The following is a 17,113-nucleotide window of genomic DNA, read 5'->3' as shown; positions in this document are numbered from 1 at the left end:
GACTTGCGAATCCTTGATGGGGAAAGGGGCTATGGGGTTCTAGGCAGGTTCGACCACGATGCGTGGTTCGCAGTGCACTGGGAAATTGACGGAGCTGGCGATAAAGCAGGCGTGGTGCGCCTCGGCATGCAGAGCCTCGGCTTTCGCCGCGTCGCTGGTCGTGCTGATGGTCACGGTGGGACGCAGCACCACTTCGACGAAGCGGCCGCCGCTGGCGTCGGTTTCCATCATGCCTTCGGCGATATCGCTATAGGCAGTCACCACGACTTTGGAGGTCGCTGCCAGATGGAGATACGACAGCATGTGGCACGACGACAGCGCGGCAACCAGCAGGTCTTCAGGATTGTGGCGCGAAGCGTCGCCACGAAATGCGGCATCGGACGATCCGGCCAGCACCGGCTTGCCGGGCACCCGGATATCGTGGCTGCGCTCGTAGCCACGATAACTTTGCGTGCCCGTACCGCGATTGCCGGTCCAGTCGACATCCACACGATAACGATGCTGATGCAGTATGCCTTCGGTCATGATTTGCCCTCTCGGGTTAACGCCATTAGCTGTGCCAGTTCACTGTCACCGTCACCATTGCGCTCGCGCAAACCTTCAACGACGCCGATCTGATTGCGCGCCGGATGATTCTGGCTCAGCTTGAACTTGCCTTCGATACGCTCGATCGTGATCGCAATGCCGACGATCGCTTTCAAGGATTTCTCGACATGGTCGGCCGGCGCATCCGAAACGTGCCACGGCTTTGGCTGCATCGCCTCGTGCCGATCGGTAAGCGTCTCCAGGAACTGGCGCATCCATGCGGCATCGTCGATCACCTGCAAACGGCCATGCACGTGCACCACGGCATAGTTCCAGGTCGGCACTTCGCGACCGGTCTCGTGCTTGCTCGGATACCAGTTCGGACTGATATAGCCGTCCGGTCCCTGAAAGATCACCAGCACTTCGGCACCATCCATTTGCGCCAGTTCATTGCCACGCGCAACGTGACCGTGCAGCAGGGCATCGCCCGCGACTTCGAACGGCAAATGATTGGCGACGAATCCGGATGCCGCATGCACTACCACCGTGGCGAACGGATACGCCCGCATCAGTCCATGCAGGACTTCAGGGTTTGTCTCCCGGAAAGTTTTCGGCGTGTACATGGATAGAGTCTTAGCGCTGCGCGATCAGCGAAGCCATCACGGCCTTCTGCACGTGCAGCCGGTTCTCGGCTTCGTCGATGGCGATGCAGGCGGGCGAGTCCATCACCGCGTCGGTGGCCTTGATGTTACGGCGCAGCGGCAGGCAGTGGCTGAAGAGGCCGTTGTTGGTCAGCGCCATCTTCGCCTCGTCGACGATGAAGTGCTTGCTGGCCTCTCGCACGGGCTTTTCCTTTTCCCACTGGCCGAAAAACGGCAGCGCACCCCAGCTCTTGGCATAAACCACGTCGGCGCCGCGATAAGCTTCCTCGATGTTGTGGCTGACCTTCAGCGAGCCGCCGTTCTGTTCGGCATTCAGACGGCCAAACGCCATATAGCGCTCGTCCAGCACGTAGTCCGGCGTGGGGCATAGCAGGGTCACATCCATACCGAGCTTGGTGGCGATCAGCAGGGCCGAGTTGGCCACAGCGGTATTCAGCGGCTTCGGATGATAGGTCCAGGTCAGCACGTACTTCTTGTTCTGCAGGTCGCCCAGATGCTCCTTCAGCGCCAGTGCGTGCGCCAGCTCCTGGCAGGGATGGGTGATCGTCTCCATATTGATCACCGGCACCGTGGCGTACTGCGCGAAGGCCTTGATCACCTTGTCCTGCCGGTCCACCGCCCAGTCCTGGAACTTCGGAAAGGCGCGCACAGCGATCAGGTCGACGTAGCGCGACAGCACGCGCGCCACTTCGGCGATGTGCTCCTCGGTGTCGCCATCCATCACCGAACCGACCTCGAACTCGATCGGCCACGCGTCCTTGCCCGGCGACAGCACGATCGCATGGCCACCCAGATGAAACGCGCCGAGTTCGAAACTGGTGCGCGTGCGCATCGACGGGTTGAAGAACAGCAGTGCAATCGACTTGCCGGCCAACTGCTGGCCGTGCGGCGAACGCTTGAACTCTGCCGCCTGCACCAGCAAGGCATCGATCTCGGCGCGGCTGTAATCCTGGGTGGTGATGAAATGTCGAATCGTCATGGTTAGCGGCTCTTGGTGAAGAGTCCGGCCATGGATGGCCGGGTTTGGTTTTTGCAGATGGGCCTGCGTGAAATTAACTCCAAAACAAAAAAACCCGGCGCATGGCCGGGTTTTATCGTCGATACACATGAAACGCGTGCGACAGCCTACCCGGCCGAATGTCGATACAACGGTCGGCGCGCACGCGATGTCATGCCAGCAGCCGCGCGGGCGCTGGTAAGTACGGTGGCGGTATAGACGGCTGCGGACATGCAGATTCCAGCTGGTGAAGTCGCATGATGGCGAGAATTTCGCTGCCACGCAACAGAAAAATCCGAGGCCCTGAATAAAATCCGGACCCCTGAATGAAGATCGCCGCCCGAAGGCGGCGATCTTGGCAACAATCGGCTGGATTATTGGGCCGATCAATCCGCCGGCTGCACCTGCACACGAACCCGCAAACGCTCACCCGGGTCGTAGTTGAGGCGCGAGGTGTAAACCTCACCGCGATAGCGATACTCAACGTCATAGCCAATGATGCGGCGCTGATCGCTGACCGTATTCACCTGCTGGCAGTTGGTCTGGGTCGTGGCGTAATCGCCACCCTGATCTGACACATGGTTACCCACGGCACCGCCGACCACGGCACCGCCCACCGTCGCTGCAACCCGACCACCACCCTTGCCAATGGTGCTACCGAGCACGCCGCCGACCACCGCGCCGAGTACCGTACCGACGCCGCTGTTACCGGGATCGTGCTGAACCACCTGCTGGTTGTAGCACTGCTGTTGCGGCACGCTGGTACGCACGATGCCCTGCACCGGATCGGCGCGAAGCACATCGGCCCAACCAAAATGCGCGTTGTCATCGGGACCGGGGCCCGGACCGGGAGCACCCGGAGGCGGCGGTGGTGGTTGATCGGAATAACGCACGTCCTGCGCATGAATGCTGGTGACCATCAGGGCCAATGCCAGCGTGGAAAGCCATAACCTGGTCATTTCGACCTCCAATCTCGGGACGTGGAGCGCGATGTGTGCTCCCTGCGATCATTGCATCAAGTTCACGCTGAATACAGGCTTAGAATTAACGTTTCGCAACCGTTCCACTTACATCTTGTTAAGATGTTGGGCTAACTTTGCCTTGCCAAAACACGCCCCACGTTGCGGACTTTTCGCCAATGCCGATTTCGCTCTACAACAGCCTAACGCGCCGCACCGAGCCGTTTGCCCCGCTCGACCCGAAACGGGTGACGATGTATCTGTGCGGCCCCACGGTCTACAACTACGTACATATCGGCAATGCGCGCGGCCCCGTGGTGTTCGATGTACTGGCGAGACTGCTTCGCCGGCATTACCCGAATGTGGTCTACGCCCGCAACATCACCGACGTCGAGGACAAGATCAACGCCGCCGCGCAGCGCGAAGGTGTGCCGATCGCCACCATTACCGATCGCTACACGCTTGCCTATCGCGACGACATGGCCGGACTCGGCATCACCCCACCCGATCTGGAACCGCACGCCACCGCTCACATCAGCGAAATCATTGCGATGAACGAAGCGCTGATCGCCAATGGCCACGCCTACGCGGCCGAAGGCCATGTGCTGTTCGATGTCGATTCGTACCCGGCCTACGGCGCGCTGTCCGGCCGCGACACCGAGGAGCTGATCGCCGGCGCCAGGGTCGAGATTGCGCCGTACAAGAAAAACCCCGTCGACTTTGTACTGTGGAAACCTTCCACACCTGACCTTGCCGGCTGGGACAGCCCTTGGGGCCGCGGCCGCCCGGGCTGGCATATCGAATGCTCGGCGATGTGCGCCGCGCAGCTTGGCGAGACCATCGACATTCACGCTGGCGGCGTCGACCTGCTGTTCCCGCATCATGAGAACGAGATCGCGCAGTCGACCAGCGCACACGGCGGCAAGACATTCGCGCGCTGGTGGATGCACAACGGCATGCTGACCTTCGACGGCCGCAAAATGTCCAAGTCGCTCGGCAATGTGCTGCTGGTACATGAACTGCTGAAGCTGCACCCGCCGGAGGCGCTGCGCCTGCTGCTGCTGCGCGGCCATTACCGCCAGCCGTTGGACTGGTCCGAGAACGCGATCCAGCAGGCCATCAGCACGCTCGACGGCTGGTATCGCGTGCTGCGTGATCTGGCTCATATCGAGATACCTGCCGGTGATCTGCCTGTTCCCGAGCGTGTGGAAGCCGCCCTGTGCGACGACCTGAACACGCCGCAGGCGTTGGCCGAGCTATCGCAGCTGGCGGATCAGGCCAGACACAGCGGAAACGGCGAAGCCAAGGCAGCGTTGCTCGGCGGTGGCGCTCTGCTCGGCCTGCTGCAACAAGAACCTGAGGCCTGGCTCAAGCGCGGCGAAAGCGATATCGACGCCGCGCACGTCGACGATCTGCTCGAGCAGCGTCGTGCCGCCCGAGGCGCCCGGGATTTTGCCCGAGCCGATGCCATCCGCGACGAACTCACTGCGATGGGCATCGTGATCGAGGACGGCGCCCAGGGCACGCGCTGGAGCGTGGTGAAAGCCTGAGGCATTCGAGCGCACGCGTGAATTCACGCAAAGCGCGCGATAATCCACGCATGAATACGACTGTCACCGCCAGCGCTGCCGACGCACAACGCGAGATCGCCGAAGAATTCGCCTTTTTCGGTGATTGGACCGAGCGCTACCAGTACCTGATTGATCTGGGCAAACAGCTGCCGCCCTTCCCGGATGACTGGAAAACCGAAGAACACCGCGTGCATGGCTGTCAGTCGATGGTTTGGCTGGTACCCAGCGGTGAAGCGACCAACATGCATTTCGATGCAATCAGCGACTCTGCCATCGTATCGGGGCTCATCGCTCTGGTGCTGCGGGTCTACTCCGATCGGTCGGCGCAGGAGATCGTCGATACCCAACCGGAATTCATCGGCACGATCGGGCTGGCCAAGCACCTTTCACCAACACGCTCCAATGGCCTGGCCGCGATGTTGACGCAGCTGAAGCAGTACGCCGCGCAGGAGCTGAAGTCGGTGTAATTGCTACGGATATTTTCCAAAAACCAGACCCGCGCAAGGCTCAACGCAAAAAAGCCCCGCACATCGGCGGGGCTTTTTTATGCAAAGAACAACGAACTCAGTCGCCCATCTGCTTCTGCAGATGCTCGCGACGTTCCTGCGCATCCAGCGACAGCGTGGCGATCGGACGAGCATCGAGACGTTCGACGCCGATCTCTTCGTCGGTCTCTTCGCAGAAACCGTAGCTTCCGTCCTCGATTCGGCGCAAGGCCTTGTCGATCTTGGAGATCAGCTTGCGGTAGCGGTCGCGGGTACGCAGCTCCAGCGAGTTTTCGGTTTCACGCGTGGCGCGCTCGGCTTCGTCGCCGACATCACGCACTTCATCACGCAGGTTGTCCATCGTCTGGCGCGACTCTTCCACCAGCTGATCACGCCAATCGCGAAGCTTGTTGCGGAAGTAGGCCAGGTGCTCCGGATTCATGTACTCCTCTTTGCTGGAGGGTTTGAATCCCTTCGGCAACACAATCACGCTGGTGGCAGGTAGTGCGTAACGCCCGTCTTCGCGGGTGACACCGTTATCGAGTTTTTTCGTAGCCAATTTATTCATTGATGATGACGAGTTTTTCTGACTTTTGTTGGAGGAAGCATGGTGCACGTCAGCCGGAGCTGCACGCGGCGTCACCATAGCGGTGGCACTCGCGACCTTGCCTTTGAAAAGGTTGGCTGCGGATGCCAGGGATGCGCTTTTTGGAGCCGGAGCCGGAGCAGCCTTCTCTGTCGACTTGACGGCTACCGTTTTGGTTGGCGCCGGCTTGACTGGTGCAGCGGCTTTCTTGGCCAGCGGCTTGGTGGCTGGCTTTGCTGGCGCTGCCTTGACAGCATGTTTGCTGACCGGGGCTTTTTTAGCAGGTGCGGCTTTGGATGCGGGTGTTTTCACTGTTACCTTTTTTACTGCAGCTTTCTTGGCGACGGGCTTCTTGGGCGGGACAGGCTTCTTGGGCAGAATGACTTTTTTTGGTTGCGGTTTGGCGACGGCCTTCTTGACAGCAACCTTGGCTGCCGGCTTTTTGGCAGCTACCGGTTTGGGCGCCGCCTTTTTTACAACCGCTTTCTTGACTGGCGCTTTCTTGACTGGCTTGGCAGCATGGGTTTTCTTTGCGGGTGTCTTGGTGGCGCTCTTCACGGCTGCTCCCTTTTTGGCAACTGTTTTCGACCCGCCGCTTTTGACATCATGCGCCTTCGCCGAAATCTTTCCTTTCTGCGCCTTCGTGGCATTTGCACTACGCGTTGTCTTTGCCATATCCCTTCACCATTTCGGCCGTGACGGCCGGGTGTTATAGCTCAAAGTGTTCACCACCGGCAAGCATGCATCTGGAATAATCGAGCCACTAGACGCCGTATGTCGTGCCGATAACGTGAATTCCCCAACCCGATTGATACTGTGGTTGCTCCGTTTGTACAAGCGCTGGATCAGTCCTTTGCTTGGGCAGCGCTGCCGCTTCCATCCCAGCTGTTCGGATTATGCACGGATTGCCGTGCTGCGCTTCGGTCCGTGGCGCGGCAGTCTGCTGTCCGGCTGGCGGCTGTTACGCTGCCAACCGCTGTGCACGGGCGGCAACGACCCGGTGCCCGACCATTTTCACTACCCGCGCTGCCGCGGCCAAGGAGATTCCCCTGATGTCCCATGACCGGCTGATCAAGAACACCGAACTGGTCAACGAAGGCCGCCGCTGCCACGCTGACCTCCGTGCGAAGGGCGCACAGGTGATCGACGCCAGCAGCCTGTGGTTGGCCTCCGATCGATGAGGCAGGCGCGCTGGTTCGCGCTGCTGCTCTTCGTCGGCCTCTGCGCACCCGCGCTCGCTGTATCCGTCGCTACCCGATTGCCCAGCACGCTATCGCAGGGCGGCCTGGTTGTCGTCCAGCTGAAACCCGGTAGTCAGCTCAATGTCGCGGGCAAACCCGTGCATGTGGGGGAGGACGGTGTGGCGGTCTTCGGTGCCGGTCGCGACGAACAAGGCCCACTGATGGTGAGCGTGGTCGGATCCGATGGCCATCAACAGAACACACGCATAGCCATCACGCCGCGCGACTGGCCGATCGAGCGCGTCAACGGCGTACCGCCCGCGACAGTAAACCCGCCACCCGAACTCGCCGCACGGATCGAACGCGAACAGGCCGCCGTCGCCACCGCACGCAACCGTGACGACAATCGCGAAGATTTCCTCGGCGGCTTCAGCTGGCCGGTGCAAGGGCACATCAGCGGCCGCTTCGGCAATCAGCGCATCTACAACGGCGAGCCCAAGGCCCCGCACTCCGGCATGGATATCGCCGTACCGCAAGGCACGCCCGTCCGAGCGCCTGCCGCCGGCATCATCACCTTCGCCCAGCCCGACCTCTACCTGACCGGCGGCACCATCCTGCTCGACCACGGCTTCGGCCTCAGCTCCAACTTTCTGCACCTGTCCAAGCTCGAAGTCCATGTCGGCCAGCATGTCAGTCAGGGCCAAATCATTGCCCTCTCGGGCATGACCGGCCGTGCCACCGGCCCGCATCTGCATTGGGGATTCAACTGGTTTGGCGTAAGGCTCGATCCGCTGTTGTTGCCTGGGATCGTGGCTCCGTAAGTAACCTCGCAGAGAGTGTGACTCGGGCTCCGAAGGGGCACGAGAAACTCTTAAAACGAAAAATCAGGTTGCTACGCGATCACCCACCTCTCACCGCAGCCCTCTCGCCGGCAGCGAGAGGAGGAAAAGCGTGTTCGGACTCAGCTGGATTCTTTACCCAACATAGCGAAGCAGGAAGGAAGAGTCACGGCGTCGCGCCGTAACCTCCGTCCACGCCCTTGCTCGCATAAGCCACCGCATCATGCGGATGCAGGCTCTCCTGATGCTCGACACGGACATGGAAATCGCTGAGTCGATCATCGGCATCCAGTGCTTTCTGAATGCGCCGCGCAGCATCCTCGCAAAACATCAGGTTGCTGCCATTGGCCAGCGCGAAAGCCTGCTCGTCCTCACGCTTCACCGCGGTCTGCACCGGGGTGCCCAGCGCGTGTTCGACGCGGTCGATCAGATCGATCAGATGCAGGCCCGAGCCAACGTTGGGACGAATTCGCAGGCAGGCGACGCTGCGCTGGGCATGCGGAGTGGCGACGATGCCCTGCTCGCTGCCTAGCCAGGCCAGCACGGCGGCGGCATCGATCGGCTTGGCGGCGTCGAAGTCCTTGGAAAACTGGTCCTGGATCAGCTGCCGCGACAACGCCGCCGAGGCCGGACAGGTCGAGGAGTAAACCACTTCGGTACCCAGCTCGAGCAGGAAGGTATCTCCGGTGAGGCTCGCCTCGATGGTCACCGGATAGGAGCGCCAGCCGCTGTTGTCGCTGCGAAGCGCAGGGCGACGCACCAGCTGCTCGAACTTGACGCTGAGGCAGGCGCGGTCGGAGAGATCCTTGTGTGACTCAAGGAACCCGCGCAGCAATACCTGCAGCGTATCGACCGTCAATGGCTGTGTGCTGAGCACCTGTTCGACTTGCAGATAAAGCCGCGACATGTGGATACCGCGCTTGTCCGCTCGCTTCAGATTGACGAAGGCACCGACCTTGGCGCTGGCGCGATGCACCTCGCCATCGCCGGCATCGAAATGCACCGGTACCTGGATATCGGCCATGCCGACCCAGTCCAGCGCACCGGCAAGATGCGGCTGCGCGTGCACGGCAACGTCGGGCAGGAGGCGGGCGGTATTTTCTTGATTTGACATGGGTGAATCCTGACATCGGCGAACAGATCACCGCGAAAGCTTTCAATCTTGGGGCAAGCCGGGTGTCGCGCAATAGTGGTTTGCTGGAAACAGTGCGTCTTGCATGAGTGCTTTCGCAACGTCAAAGCGTTGCTTTTCACTCAAACAAATAACAAAAGCCTGCTGATAAAACGTCGGCCAGCACTTGCCGTCAAGCCATCTGGCGACGCCAGGCACGCGCTGCATTCCAGGCTTGAATCGTGGTGCCGAGTCCAGTGCGCGGCTGACCCGACTGCAAGGCAACGAGCGAATCCGACGCGCCTGCGGCATTTTGCGCCAGCTGCTGGCCATGGCGCGACTCCAGCGCACGAAACACGCTGAGCGGCCCGGGCAATCGGGATGACTCGCGCCAACTCGCCAGCAAATCGTCCAGCTGAGCCTTGATCGCTGCCTGGCGCGCATCGCCGGGCACACGCAGCTGGGCTCGACTCAGGCCATGGCGCGCCAGCCGTACCATGGGCAGTGGCAGGCGATCGCGATCGGCGTCTTGCTCCAGGCGCAGCAGCGCATACAGAAGGTGATTGAGCGCGGCGACGCGTGCCGCGCGATCGGGCGACGCCTCGGCGCCATACCACCACGCCGTTTCCAGCGCCGCCAACGCACCGTGCAGCGGGGCCGCGGCGATTATCTGCGTGGCAAAGTCCGCCGCCGTGCCCTGCTCCAACTGTGCCATCGCAGCAAGCACGGGTGCCAGCCAGCGTTCGCCAGCGATGGCATGGACGCGCTCGTCGTCAAAGATCACCTGGGTCAGCGGATGGCGACCGCCGCTAGTTGCCGCTCCAGACAGTTCCTCCGCCCACCAGTTGAGCTTCGCCACGGCGACCTGCGGCTCGCGAATGCCGTAGGCCGCGGCAACCAGCTCTTGCTCCAACGCAGCCAGCGCGATATGTCCGGGGTGGCGTTGCCCATCGACAAAGACCAGCGCGACGCGCTGCTGCGGCTGCACCGCCAACCACTTGTCGATGAAACTTTGTAGCTTGGCGCTTTGTTCGACCAGCTCGACCATCTCAGGCAGTAACCGTTTGCAACCGCAGCAGCTCGGCGAGCTGAGCCGGATGATCCACCACGGCATCGGCGCCCCATGTATGCGGATCGCCACCGTCGAGATAGCCCCAACTCACTGCGACAGTGTAGAGCCCTGCTGCAACGCCAGCCTGGATGTCGCGTCGGTCATCGCCGACGAAGACAGCGTTTGCCGGTTTGATCCCCGCGTGCTCACAGGCCAGCAGTACCGGGGCAGGATCGGGTTTCTTCACCGGCAACGTATCACCGGAAACCACCGCATACGCTCGGCCACCCCAGCCGATACGCACCAGTAAGTCGTCGGTAAGAAAACCAGCCTTGTTGGTCACGATGCCCCAGGGCATGCCCTGCGCTTCGATGCGTTCCAGCAGGTTGTCGATGCCGTCAAATGCGGTGGTCTGTTCGCCCATCAGACGCTGATAGATTTCCAGGTAGCGCGGCATCAGCGCGTCGATTGCCGGCTCATCGCGATCGACGAACGCACAACGAAGCACGGCGCGCGCGCCGTGCGAAACGACCTGGCGCACCGGCGCATACGGCGATGGTGACACGCCCTCTTCAGCGCATTGCGCAACCAGCGCGGCATAAAGATCGGGCGCGGTATCGAGCAAGGTACCGTCCAGATCGAACAGCACGCCCTGGATGCTTTCAGGCAACGACTTCGACACGTCTGATTTCATAGGGGTTTGTGCGCGCAGAGTATGTAATTGACCGCCGTGAATCGGCTCAGCCACGCCTTGCGGGTCAGCGGGTTATAAGCGAGCCCGGATACTTCCTCCAGCTCCAACCCGGTATGTCGCAGCAGTCGGCCCAGCTCCGACGGCTTCAGGAATTGCGCATAGTGATGGGTACCTTTCGGCAGCATGCGCATCACGTACTCGGCGCCCAGAATCGCCGCGCCAAAAGACGCCGGTGTGCGATTCAGAGTGGACATGAACAGCCAGCCGCCAGGCTTCAACATCGTTGCCAGATCCTGCACCAGCGCGGCCGGATCGGGCACGTGTTCGATCAGCTCCATGCAGCACACCGCGTCGAAACCTTCCGGTTCCACGGCAGCCAGATCCGACGAAGACTGCACGCGGTAATCGACACTGAGATTCGACTCGTACAAATGCAGTTTGGCGATATCGATCACTTTGTGGCTCAGATCGATGCCGGTGACTTTGGCACCGGCGCGCGCCAGCGCCTCACTGAGCAATCCACCGCCGCAACCGACGTCGGCCACGCGCGCATCGCGCACGTCGACGTGCTTCGCGACGTAAGCCGCACGCACCGGATTGAGATCGTGTAGCGGACGCGATTCGCCATCCGGATCCCACCAGCGCGAGGCCAGTTTGTCGAAATGGGCGATTTCCTCAGCGCTTACGTTGGTGCTGGCGTGCGTTGCGGTCTGCATCATCGAATTCTCCAGAACTAGCGGCCGAGTTTAACGGGCAGCCCATTCGTACAGCGTGATATCCCAACCGCCGCTGATATGCGCCGGATCGCGATAGGCAATGACCTTTGCTTCAGTCAGGTCATCGGCGCGCAACAAATAGGCACCGCCGGACTTGTCGCCGAACGGACCAGACAACTCGATCCGACCCTCCGCACGCAGTTCCTCGAGAAACTGCTGGTGCAGCGGCACGACGGCGGCATCGAACTGGGCGCGACGCATGGCGAGGACGAGATAGCGATTCATGGCGATTCCCAGTGATCAATGATGATCTGATCGATGATGACCAAGTTGTTGCACTCAGTGCGCCGCAATGCGCTCACGCCAGGCGCGCGTTCTGGTGAGCACAGCGGCGGTGTCGATATCGGGCAGCACGCGATTGGCCAGCTTGCGCCGACCGGCGATCCAGACGTCGGTGACCTGATGACGGCCGGCCGCGTAGACCAGCTGTGACACCACATGAAACATCGGCTGGGTTTCCAGATCGCTCATGCGCACGGCGGCCAGGTCGGCCTGCTTGCCGACTTCGATGGAACCGATCTTCGCTTCCAGCCCGATCGCCTTCGCGCCGTTGAGCGTGGCAGCACGCAAGGTGTAACTCGCATCGAAAGCGGCAGCATCCTCGGCGACGACTTTGGCCATGAGCGCCGCGCTACGCATCTCGCCAAACATGTCCAAATCGTTGTTGGAGGCGCAGCCATCGGTACCCAGCGCAACGTTGACGCCGGCCCGGCGCAGCTTTTCTGCAGGGCAGAAACCCGAGGCCAGCTTCATGTTCGACTCGGCGCAATGCACCACCGATACGCCGGATTCGGCGCAGACGGCTATCTCGCCGTCGGTGAGCTGGGTCATGTGCACGGCGATCAAACGGTCATTGATCAAACCCAGTTTCTGCAGGCGCTGGAACGGACGCAGGCCGCTCTTCTTTTTCTCCTCCTCGACCTCGTGGGCGGTTTCGTGCGTATGCAGATGCACCGGAATATCGAGCTGATCAGACAGCACGCGGATGCGCTCGAAACTCTCGTCCGACACCGTATACGGCGCGTGCGGCGCGAACGCCGTGCTGATGAGCGCATCGCCGCGAAAACTGTCGTGCACGTCGCAGGCCCGCTCGAAATATTCGTCCTGCGTCTTGGCCCAGGCGGTAGGGAAATCGATCACCGGTAGGCCGACCACCGCGCGAAAACCAAGCTGGCGATACGTCGCGCCAATCACGTCCGGGAAAAAATAGTTCTCGTTGACGCAGGTTGTACCACCACGCAGCATCTCGGCCACGGCCAGCTCCACGCCGTCACGGACGAACTCCGGCCCGATCACCTTGGCCTCGGCCGGCCAGATGTGCTGTTGCAACCACACCATCAGTGGCAGATCATCGGCCAGGCCGCGCAGCAAGGTCATCGGGTTGTGCGTGTGGCTGTTGATCAGGCCGGGAATCAGCGCGTGCTCGGTCAGTTCGACGCGTTCGCGCGGCGCGTAGCGTGCGCGGGCTTGCCCGATTGGCAGCAGCGCGATGATCTGATCGCCCTGCACCGCCACCGCGTGATCCTCGAGCACCACGGCATGGGGTTCGACCGGCACGACCCAGCGTGCTTCGATCAAAAGGTCGATCGGCTGCAGTGAGGTTTCGCTCATCGTGGGCTCGCTCCGGTTGGCCGCAGGTATAACGTGACTTGATAAAACAAGAGGCGGCACGCCTTGCGACGTCCGCCCCATCGATGCTGACGCTCCGGCATGACCCGAGCTTGACGCACTTACTTGACGCGGCTGTCGTATTCGCCAGTGCGGGTGTCGACCTTGATGATTTCGTCCTGATTGACAAAAAGCGGCACGCGCACCACGGCCCCGGTCTCCAGCGTGGCCGGCTTGCCGCCACCACCCGAGGTATCGCCGCGAACGCCAGGATCGGTCTCGGTGATCTTCAGCTCGACGAACTTCGGCGCCTGCACGGCGATGATCTGGCCGTTGAACAGGGTAACCACGCACTCTTCCTCACCCTTGAGCCACTTCCATGCATCCCCCATGGCAGCCAGCGGAGCCTGTGCCATCTCGAAGGTCTCCATCTGCATGAAGTTCCACACCCGATCCTTGCCGATGCCGTCGACGAAGGACAGCTGCATGTCGGTATCGGTGGCATCCGCTTCCTCGAAGGAGTCGCTGGACTTCAGCGTCTGCTCGGTGGTGCGGCCATCCTTCAGGTTGCGGATGCGGATACGGGTGAATGCCTGGCCCTTGCCGGGCTTGACGAAGTCGGCTTCGGTGATGATCCAGGGATCACCGTTATGAAGGATCTTCTTGCCCGTTTTGACATCATTGAGGCCAAGGGTCGCCATGCATTTCACTCCGTTGTAGGTTGTAACGTAAAAACCGCCACTGTCAGCGGTTAAAATCACGGGTCAGTCGGGCTCAACGCCCGCCCCAAGGCCGCACATGATAACCGCAAGCACCGCCGCCCGCCTAACCTCAGCAACCGACTCCGACGGTCGCGACTGGCGTCATCTGTGGCGCCATGCGGTGACTGACCCACTTGAACTCCTTGCGCTGCTGGGCCTTGATGAACTCGCCACGCAGCTTCCCTCCAACGATGCCGGCTTCGCCTTGCGCGTGCCACGCGGTTTCGTGGCACGCATGCGCCGTGGTGACGCCCGCGATCCGCTGTTGCTGCAGGTTTTGCCGCAGCTGGCCGAGTGTGAAGAGGTGTCCGGCTTCGTAACCGACGCGGTTGGCGACATGGACGCCCGGGCGGCACACGGCGTGCTGCACAAATATCACGGTCGCGCCCTGCTGATCGCCAGCGGCAGCTGCGCAATCAACTGCCGCTACTGTTTTCGGCGGCACTTTCCCTACAGCGAGGAAATGGCGGCGGCAGGCCAGTGGCGGCAGGCATTGGAGCATCTGCGCAGCGACAGCTCCATCACGGAGTTGATCCTTTCCGGCGGCGACCCGCTGGCGCTGGCCACATCCAAATTGGAAGAGCTAAGCCGCGGCCTGGCCGATATTCCACACGTCACGCGACTGCGCATCCACACGCGTCTCCCTGTGGTCCTGCCCGAGCGGGTCGATTCACCTTTCATCGCCTGGCTGGAATCGTTGCCGCTGAAAAAGGTTCTGGTCTTGCACGCGAACCACGCCAACGAGATCGATGCCAGCGTCGCAGCCGCCTGCACAAGACTGCGCAATGCCGGCGTTACGCTGCTAAATCAGTCGGTACTGCTGCGCGGTATCAATGATGACGTCGCTGCACTGGCCGCACTCTCCGAACAACTGTTCGCTGCCGGTGTGCTGCCGTATTACCTGCATCAACTGGATCGCGTCCAGGGAGCGGCGCATTTCGAAGTGGATGACGCCCGCGCGCTGGAGCTGGTACATGGCCTGCGTGCGCAGCTGCCGGGCTATCTGGTTCCCAAGCTGGTTCGCGAAGTGGGTGGCGAGGCGTCCAAGCGACCTTTGTAATCGGCTCTGGCGACGCATTTCGCTAGCGGCACGTAGCAGAATCCGCTACAAACGTAAGTATGAATGTCGTCAGCCGGAAGTCCCGGAAGATCGATAAAGTAGAGTCAGCGGTGCTCAACGGACAGTTCGACGCCCCATGAAAAAAGATTACGTCATCAAGATCCTCTTCATCGAGAACTCGCTCGAAGAGGCCGAACAGATCATCAGCCTCATGCGCAACAGCGGCATCGCCGTGCGTCCGGCCCGCGCTACCAACGCCGAACAGTTGCAGAAAGCGATCGACGAGCTGGAGCCGGACATCGTGATGTTCGATCCGTCCGTCAAAGGCCTGGAACTGCGCGAAGTCGTGCAGGCGCTCGATGCCTACGGCCGCGACTATTCACTGATTGGTCTACCGGACAAGCTCGACGGCCAGCAGGTCGCCGACCTCTTTGTCGGCGGCGCCCGTGGCGTCGCTCCGCGCAATCAGCCGAAGCAGCTGATTATCATATTGCAGCGTGAATTTGACGCGCTGCAGACGCGTCGGCAAGTGCGCCGGCTGGAAACCTCGCTGCGCGAATCGGAACGGCGCTGCGATGCACTGCTGGATTCATCCAACGATGCGATCGCCTATGTGCACGAAGGCATGCATGTGCGTGCCAACCAGGCCTACCTGGACAACTTCGGTTACGCGAGCTTCGACGACCTGCTCGGCATCCCCGTGATGGACATGGTCGATTCGGCTAACGCCGATGAATTCAAGGTGCTGCTCAAGGGTCACGCGCGCCACGAGAAGATGCTCTCGCAACTGACCCTGCATGCGCGCCGCGCCGACGGCAGTCAATTCGATGCCACCGTTGAGTTCGCACCCGCCACGTTCGAGGGTGAATCGTGTCTGCAGATTGTGTTCCGGCGGCAGTTGGTTGACCCTGCCGTGCTTGAACAGCTTCAGCGCGACCCAGTCACCGGTCTGTTCAACCGCTCACGCATGCTCGAGTGCGTGGACAACGCGGTAGCTGATGCCACCAACGGTAAAAAGGGGCAGGCCCTGCTGCTGGTCGAGCCCGACAACTGGACAAACCTCGTTGCCGGCATTGGCCTTGGCAAGGCCGATGGACTGTTGGCCGCGTTTGCTGGCCGAGTCCGGATGCTTCTCGGTACCGGTGACGTGGCTGGCATGCTTGCCGAACATACCTTTGGCATTGTGTTGGACACGCGCGAGGACGATGCCATCAAAGAGTGGATCGCCAAGCTGCAACACAGCGTCAGCAACGAAATTTTTGATGTCGGCGCACGCTCGATGAGCGTAACCGCCAGCATCGGTGGCAGCCTTCTCGGCGAGAAAAATGCCAATGCTGACCTGCTGCTCAATCAGGCTAGCCAAGCCCTGCGCATGGCGCAAAGCCTTGGCGGCAGCAAGGTGGAACTGAACGACCCGGCAGCCGGCGAAAAAGCCGACGACGAGCGCGACCGCTATTGGCTGGACCTGCTGCGCGAGGCCTTGGAAAAAAACGGTCTGGTGCTCTACCACCAGCAAATCATCAGCCTGCAGGATGCCGAAGGCGACTATTCCGAGATCCTGGTGCGAATGAATGGTCCTCAGGGTGAGGTATCGCCAGGCTTCTTCATGCCGATCGCCGAGAAGCACAACCTCAACGGCGCGATCGATCGCTGGGTGTTGCACCGGACCATCAGCGCACTGCAGATTCGCGAAAGCCACGGGATGGACACCACGTTCTTCGTCAAGCTCACCGCCGCCTCGATGAACGATGAAACCCTGCTGCCATGGCTGGCCGATCGGCTGAAGCGGGCGGCGCTGAAACATGGCCAGATCGTGCTGGAGATGACCGAGAGCAAGGTGATGACGATGCTTCGGCCCGCACAGGAGTTCGTCAACGGCTGGAAGAAACTTGGCGGAAAGTTCGCGCTGGAGCAGTTTGGTTCCGGCCTGAACTCGTTCCAATTGCTCAACCATATCGATGCGGATTATCTGAAGATCGACCGCAGCTACATGGCTGACCTGCCCCAGCACCCGGAGAGTCAGAAGAAGATCACCGAGATCTGCGATCGGGCCCGCGAACTGAAGCGCCAGACTATCGCCGAGTGGGTGGAAGATGCGACCAGCACATCGCTGCTGTTCGCGTATGGCGTGGATTTCGTGCAGGGCAATTTCCTGCAGATACCGCAGCAGCTGACCGGAGCCGGCAGCGTCGCACAGGCCGTCGTCAGCTGACCATCCCGTATCCCTAAAACAAAAAACCGCGGATC

21 protein-coding genes are annotated in these 17,113 nt (G+C 61.2%); 9 read left to right on the top strand and 12 right to left on the bottom strand.

Annotation, left to right across the window (positions count from 1 at the left end):
- Nucleotides 1–39 precede the first annotated feature (39 nt).
- From HDE79_RS17340 to HDE79_RS17330, 3 genes are read right to left on the bottom strand one after another with little or no spacing between them, the layout of a single operon-like run.
- Complete coding sequence (locus HDE79_RS17340; protein WP_184603786.1) at nt 40–525, bottom strand: OsmC family protein; 486 nt, start codon at nt 523–525, stop codon at nt 40–42.
- Nucleotides 522–1,148, bottom strand: a complete 627-nt coding sequence (locus tag HDE79_RS17335) for an FMN-binding negative transcriptional regulator (protein WP_184603785.1) — start codon at nt 1,146–1,148, stop codon at nt 522–524. Before HDE79_RS17335 ends, HDE79_RS17340 begins: the two co-directional genes overlap by 4 nt.
- Before the next feature lie 10 nt (nt 1,149–1,158).
- Nucleotides 1,159–2,166, bottom strand: coding sequence for an N-acetylornithine carbamoyltransferase (locus HDE79_RS17330; RefSeq protein ID WP_184603783.1), 1,008 nt, complete (start codon nt 2,164–2,166; stop codon nt 1,159–1,161).
- A gap of 30 nt (nt 2,167–2,196) precedes the next feature.
- On the opposite strand from HDE79_RS17330, the gene HDE79_RS17325 reads away from it, so the two are divergent.
- Nucleotides 2,197–2,403, top strand: coding sequence for a hypothetical protein (locus HDE79_RS17325; protein WP_184603781.1), 207 nt, complete (start codon nt 2,197–2,199; stop codon nt 2,401–2,403).
- Nucleotides 2,404–2,570: 167 nt separating this feature from the next.
- Here the strand turns inward: HDE79_RS17325 and HDE79_RS17320 are convergent, their stop codons facing one another.
- On the bottom strand, nt 2,571–3,143 hold the full coding sequence (locus HDE79_RS17320; RefSeq protein WP_184603779.1) for a glycine zipper 2TM domain-containing protein: 573 nt from the start codon (nt 3,141–3,143) through the stop codon (nt 2,571–2,573).
- A gap of 179 nt (nt 3,144–3,322) precedes the next feature.
- Here HDE79_RS17320 and cysS point away from each other — a divergent pair, with 179 nt between their 5' ends.
- Complete coding sequence (gene cysS, locus HDE79_RS17315) at nt 3,323–4,693, top strand: cysteine--tRNA ligase (protein WP_184603777.1); 1,371 nt, start codon at nt 3,323–3,325, stop codon at nt 4,691–4,693.
- A 50-nt stretch (nt 4,694–4,743) separates the two neighbouring features.
- Nucleotides 4,744–5,181: a SufE family protein gene (locus HDE79_RS17310; protein WP_184604108.1), complete on the top strand. Its 438-nt coding sequence runs from the start codon at nt 4,744–4,746 to the stop codon at nt 5,179–5,181.
- A 97-nt stretch (nt 5,182–5,278) separates the two neighbouring features.
- On the opposite strand, the gene dksA is transcribed toward HDE79_RS17310, so the two are convergent.
- Complete coding sequence (gene dksA, locus HDE79_RS22090; RefSeq protein WP_255488489.1) at nt 5,279–5,767, bottom strand: RNA polymerase-binding protein DksA; 489 nt, start codon at nt 5,765–5,767, stop codon at nt 5,279–5,281.
- Nucleotides 5,768–5,849: 82 nt separating this feature from the next.
- Between dksA and HDE79_RS22085 the strand changes: the two genes are divergently transcribed.
- The 4 genes from HDE79_RS22085 to HDE79_RS17295 all read left to right on the top strand — a co-directional run bounded on the left by HDE79_RS22085 (nt 5,850) and on the right by HDE79_RS17295 (nt 7,787).
- Entirely contained in the window at nt 5,850–6,500 is a 651-nt protein-coding gene (locus HDE79_RS22085) for a hypothetical protein (protein WP_255488488.1), read from the top strand.
- 75 nt (nt 6,501–6,575) lie between these two features.
- Nucleotides 6,576–6,848 carry a membrane protein insertion efficiency factor YidD gene (gene yidD / locus HDE79_RS17300; RefSeq protein WP_184603768.1) on the top strand — a complete coding sequence of 91 codons (273 nt, stop codon included), beginning with the start codon at nt 6,576–6,578 and terminating at the stop codon, nt 6,846–6,848.
- A complete protein-coding gene (locus HDE79_RS22080; RefSeq protein ID WP_255488487.1) occupies nt 6,838–6,966 on the top strand; it encodes a hypothetical protein in 129 nt (42 codons plus the stop codon). Before yidD ends, HDE79_RS22080 begins: the two co-directional genes overlap by 11 nt.
- On the top strand, nt 6,963–7,787 hold the full coding sequence (locus HDE79_RS17295; protein ID WP_184603766.1) for a M23 family metallopeptidase: 825 nt from the start codon (nt 6,963–6,965) through the stop codon (nt 7,785–7,787). Before HDE79_RS22080 ends, HDE79_RS17295 begins: the two co-directional genes overlap by 4 nt.
- 184 nt (nt 7,788–7,971) lie before the next feature.
- On the opposite strand, the gene folE2 is transcribed toward HDE79_RS17295, so the two are convergent.
- The 7 genes from folE2 to efp form a co-directional block, all read right to left on the bottom strand.
- Entirely contained in the window at nt 7,972–8,919 is a 948-nt protein-coding gene (gene folE2 / locus HDE79_RS17290) for a GTP cyclohydrolase FolE2 (RefSeq protein ID WP_184603765.1), read from the bottom strand.
- Between the two features lie 190 nt (nt 8,920–9,109).
- A complete protein-coding gene (locus HDE79_RS17285; RefSeq protein ID WP_184603763.1) occupies nt 9,110–9,964 on the bottom strand; it encodes a phytoene synthase in 855 nt (284 codons plus the stop codon).
- 1 nt (nt 9,965) lies between these two features.
- Entirely contained in the window at nt 9,966–10,649 is a 684-nt protein-coding gene (gph, locus tag HDE79_RS17280; RefSeq protein ID WP_343205993.1) for a phosphoglycolate phosphatase, read from the bottom strand.
- Between the two features lie 8 nt (nt 10,650–10,657).
- On the bottom strand, nt 10,658–11,380 hold the full coding sequence (gene ubiG, locus HDE79_RS17275; protein ID WP_184603754.1) for a bifunctional 2-polyprenyl-6-hydroxyphenol methylase/3-demethylubiquinol 3-O-methyltransferase UbiG: 723 nt from the start codon (nt 11,378–11,380) through the stop codon (nt 10,658–10,660).
- A gap of 27 nt (nt 11,381–11,407) precedes the next feature.
- Complete coding sequence (locus tag HDE79_RS17270; RefSeq protein WP_184603752.1) at nt 11,408–11,662, bottom strand: YciI family protein; 255 nt, start codon at nt 11,660–11,662, stop codon at nt 11,408–11,410.
- A gap of 54 nt (nt 11,663–11,716) precedes the next feature.
- On the bottom strand, nt 11,717–13,048 hold the full coding sequence (locus tag HDE79_RS17265; protein ID WP_184603750.1) for a TRZ/ATZ family hydrolase: 1,332 nt from the start codon (nt 13,046–13,048) through the stop codon (nt 11,717–11,719).
- Between the two features lie 119 nt (nt 13,049–13,167).
- Nucleotides 13,168–13,746 carry an elongation factor P gene (efp, locus tag HDE79_RS17260; RefSeq protein WP_184603749.1) on the bottom strand — a complete coding sequence of 193 codons (579 nt, stop codon included), beginning with the start codon at nt 13,744–13,746 and terminating at the stop codon, nt 13,168–13,170.
- A 97-nt stretch (nt 13,747–13,843) separates the two neighbouring features.
- Here efp and epmB point away from each other — a divergent pair, with 97 nt between their 5' ends.
- Nucleotides 13,844–14,866 carry an EF-P beta-lysylation protein EpmB gene (gene epmB, locus HDE79_RS17255; protein ID WP_184603747.1) on the top strand — a complete coding sequence of 341 codons (1,023 nt, stop codon included), beginning with the start codon at nt 13,844–13,846 and terminating at the stop codon, nt 14,864–14,866.
- A 136-nt stretch (nt 14,867–15,002) separates the two neighbouring features.
- Nucleotides 15,003–17,078 (top strand): EAL domain-containing protein, encoded by a 2,076-nt coding sequence (locus HDE79_RS17250; protein WP_184603745.1) that lies wholly within the window; start codon nt 15,003–15,005, stop codon nt 17,076–17,078.
- The last annotated feature ends 35 nt before the right edge of the window (nt 17,079–17,113 follow it).

Origin of the sequence: Rhodanobacter sp. MP1X3, from assembly GCF_014207165.1 — a bacterium.
Classification (GTDB): domain Bacteria; phylum Pseudomonadota; class Gammaproteobacteria; order Xanthomonadales; family Rhodanobacteraceae; genus Rhodanobacter.
Note: the sequence above shows the minus strand (reverse complement) of the source record. Positions and strands in the feature narration are given on the sequence as shown.

What these genes read in the sequence shown, in the direction of transcription:
- HDE79_RS17340 (WP_184603786.1), bottom strand. Translation starts at nt 525, where the DNA reads ATGACCGAAGGCATACTGCATCAGCATCGTTATCGTGTGGATGTCGAC.
- HDE79_RS17335 (WP_184603785.1), bottom strand. Translation starts at nt 1,148, where the DNA reads ATGTACACGCCGAAAACTTTCCGGGAGACAAACCCTGAAGTCCTGCAT.
- HDE79_RS17330 (WP_184603783.1), bottom strand. Translation starts at nt 2,166, where the DNA reads ATGACGATTCGACATTTCATCACCACCCAGGATTACAGCCGCGCCGAG.
- HDE79_RS17325 (WP_184603781.1), top strand. Translation starts at nt 2,197, where the DNA reads ATGGATGGCCGGGTTTGGTTTTTGCAGATGGGCCTGCGTGAAATTAAC.
- HDE79_RS17320 (WP_184603779.1), bottom strand. Translation starts at nt 3,143, where the DNA reads ATGACCAGGTTATGGCTTTCCACGCTGGCATTGGCCCTGATGGTCACC.
- cysS (WP_184603777.1), top strand. Translation starts at nt 3,323, where the DNA reads ATGCCGATTTCGCTCTACAACAGCCTAACGCGCCGCACCGAGCCGTTT.
- HDE79_RS17310 (WP_184604108.1), top strand. Translation starts at nt 4,744, where the DNA reads ATGAATACGACTGTCACCGCCAGCGCTGCCGACGCACAACGCGAGATC.
- dksA (WP_255488489.1), bottom strand. Translation starts at nt 5,767, where the DNA reads ATGAATAAATTGGCTACGAAAAAACTCGATAACGGTGTCACCCGCGAA.
- HDE79_RS22080 (WP_255488487.1), top strand. Translation starts at nt 6,838, where the DNA reads ATGTCCCATGACCGGCTGATCAAGAACACCGAACTGGTCAACGAAGGC.
- HDE79_RS17295 (WP_184603766.1), top strand. Translation starts at nt 6,963, where the DNA reads ATGAGGCAGGCGCGCTGGTTCGCGCTGCTGCTCTTCGTCGGCCTCTGC.
- folE2 (WP_184603765.1), bottom strand. Translation starts at nt 8,919, where the DNA reads ATGTCAAATCAAGAAAATACCGCCCGCCTCCTGCCCGACGTTGCCGTG.
- HDE79_RS17285 (WP_184603763.1), bottom strand. Translation starts at nt 9,964, where the DNA reads ATGGTCGAGCTGGTCGAACAAAGCGCCAAGCTACAAAGTTTCATCGAC.
- ubiG (WP_184603754.1), bottom strand. Translation starts at nt 11,380, where the DNA reads ATGATGCAGACCGCAACGCACGCCAGCACCAACGTAAGCGCTGAGGAA.
- HDE79_RS17270 (WP_184603752.1), bottom strand. Translation starts at nt 11,662, where the DNA reads ATGAATCGCTATCTCGTCCTCGCCATGCGTCGCGCCCAGTTCGATGCC.
- HDE79_RS17265 (WP_184603750.1), bottom strand. Translation starts at nt 13,048, where the DNA reads ATGAGCGAAACCTCACTGCAGCCGATCGACCTTTTGATCGAAGCACGC.
- efp (WP_184603749.1), bottom strand. Translation starts at nt 13,746, where the DNA reads ATGGCGACCCTTGGCCTCAATGATGTCAAAACGGGCAAGAAGATCCTT.
- epmB (WP_184603747.1), top strand. Translation starts at nt 13,844, where the DNA reads ATGATAACCGCAAGCACCGCCGCCCGCCTAACCTCAGCAACCGACTCC.
- HDE79_RS17250 (WP_184603745.1), top strand. Translation starts at nt 15,003, where the DNA reads ATGAAAAAAGATTACGTCATCAAGATCCTCTTCATCGAGAACTCGCTC.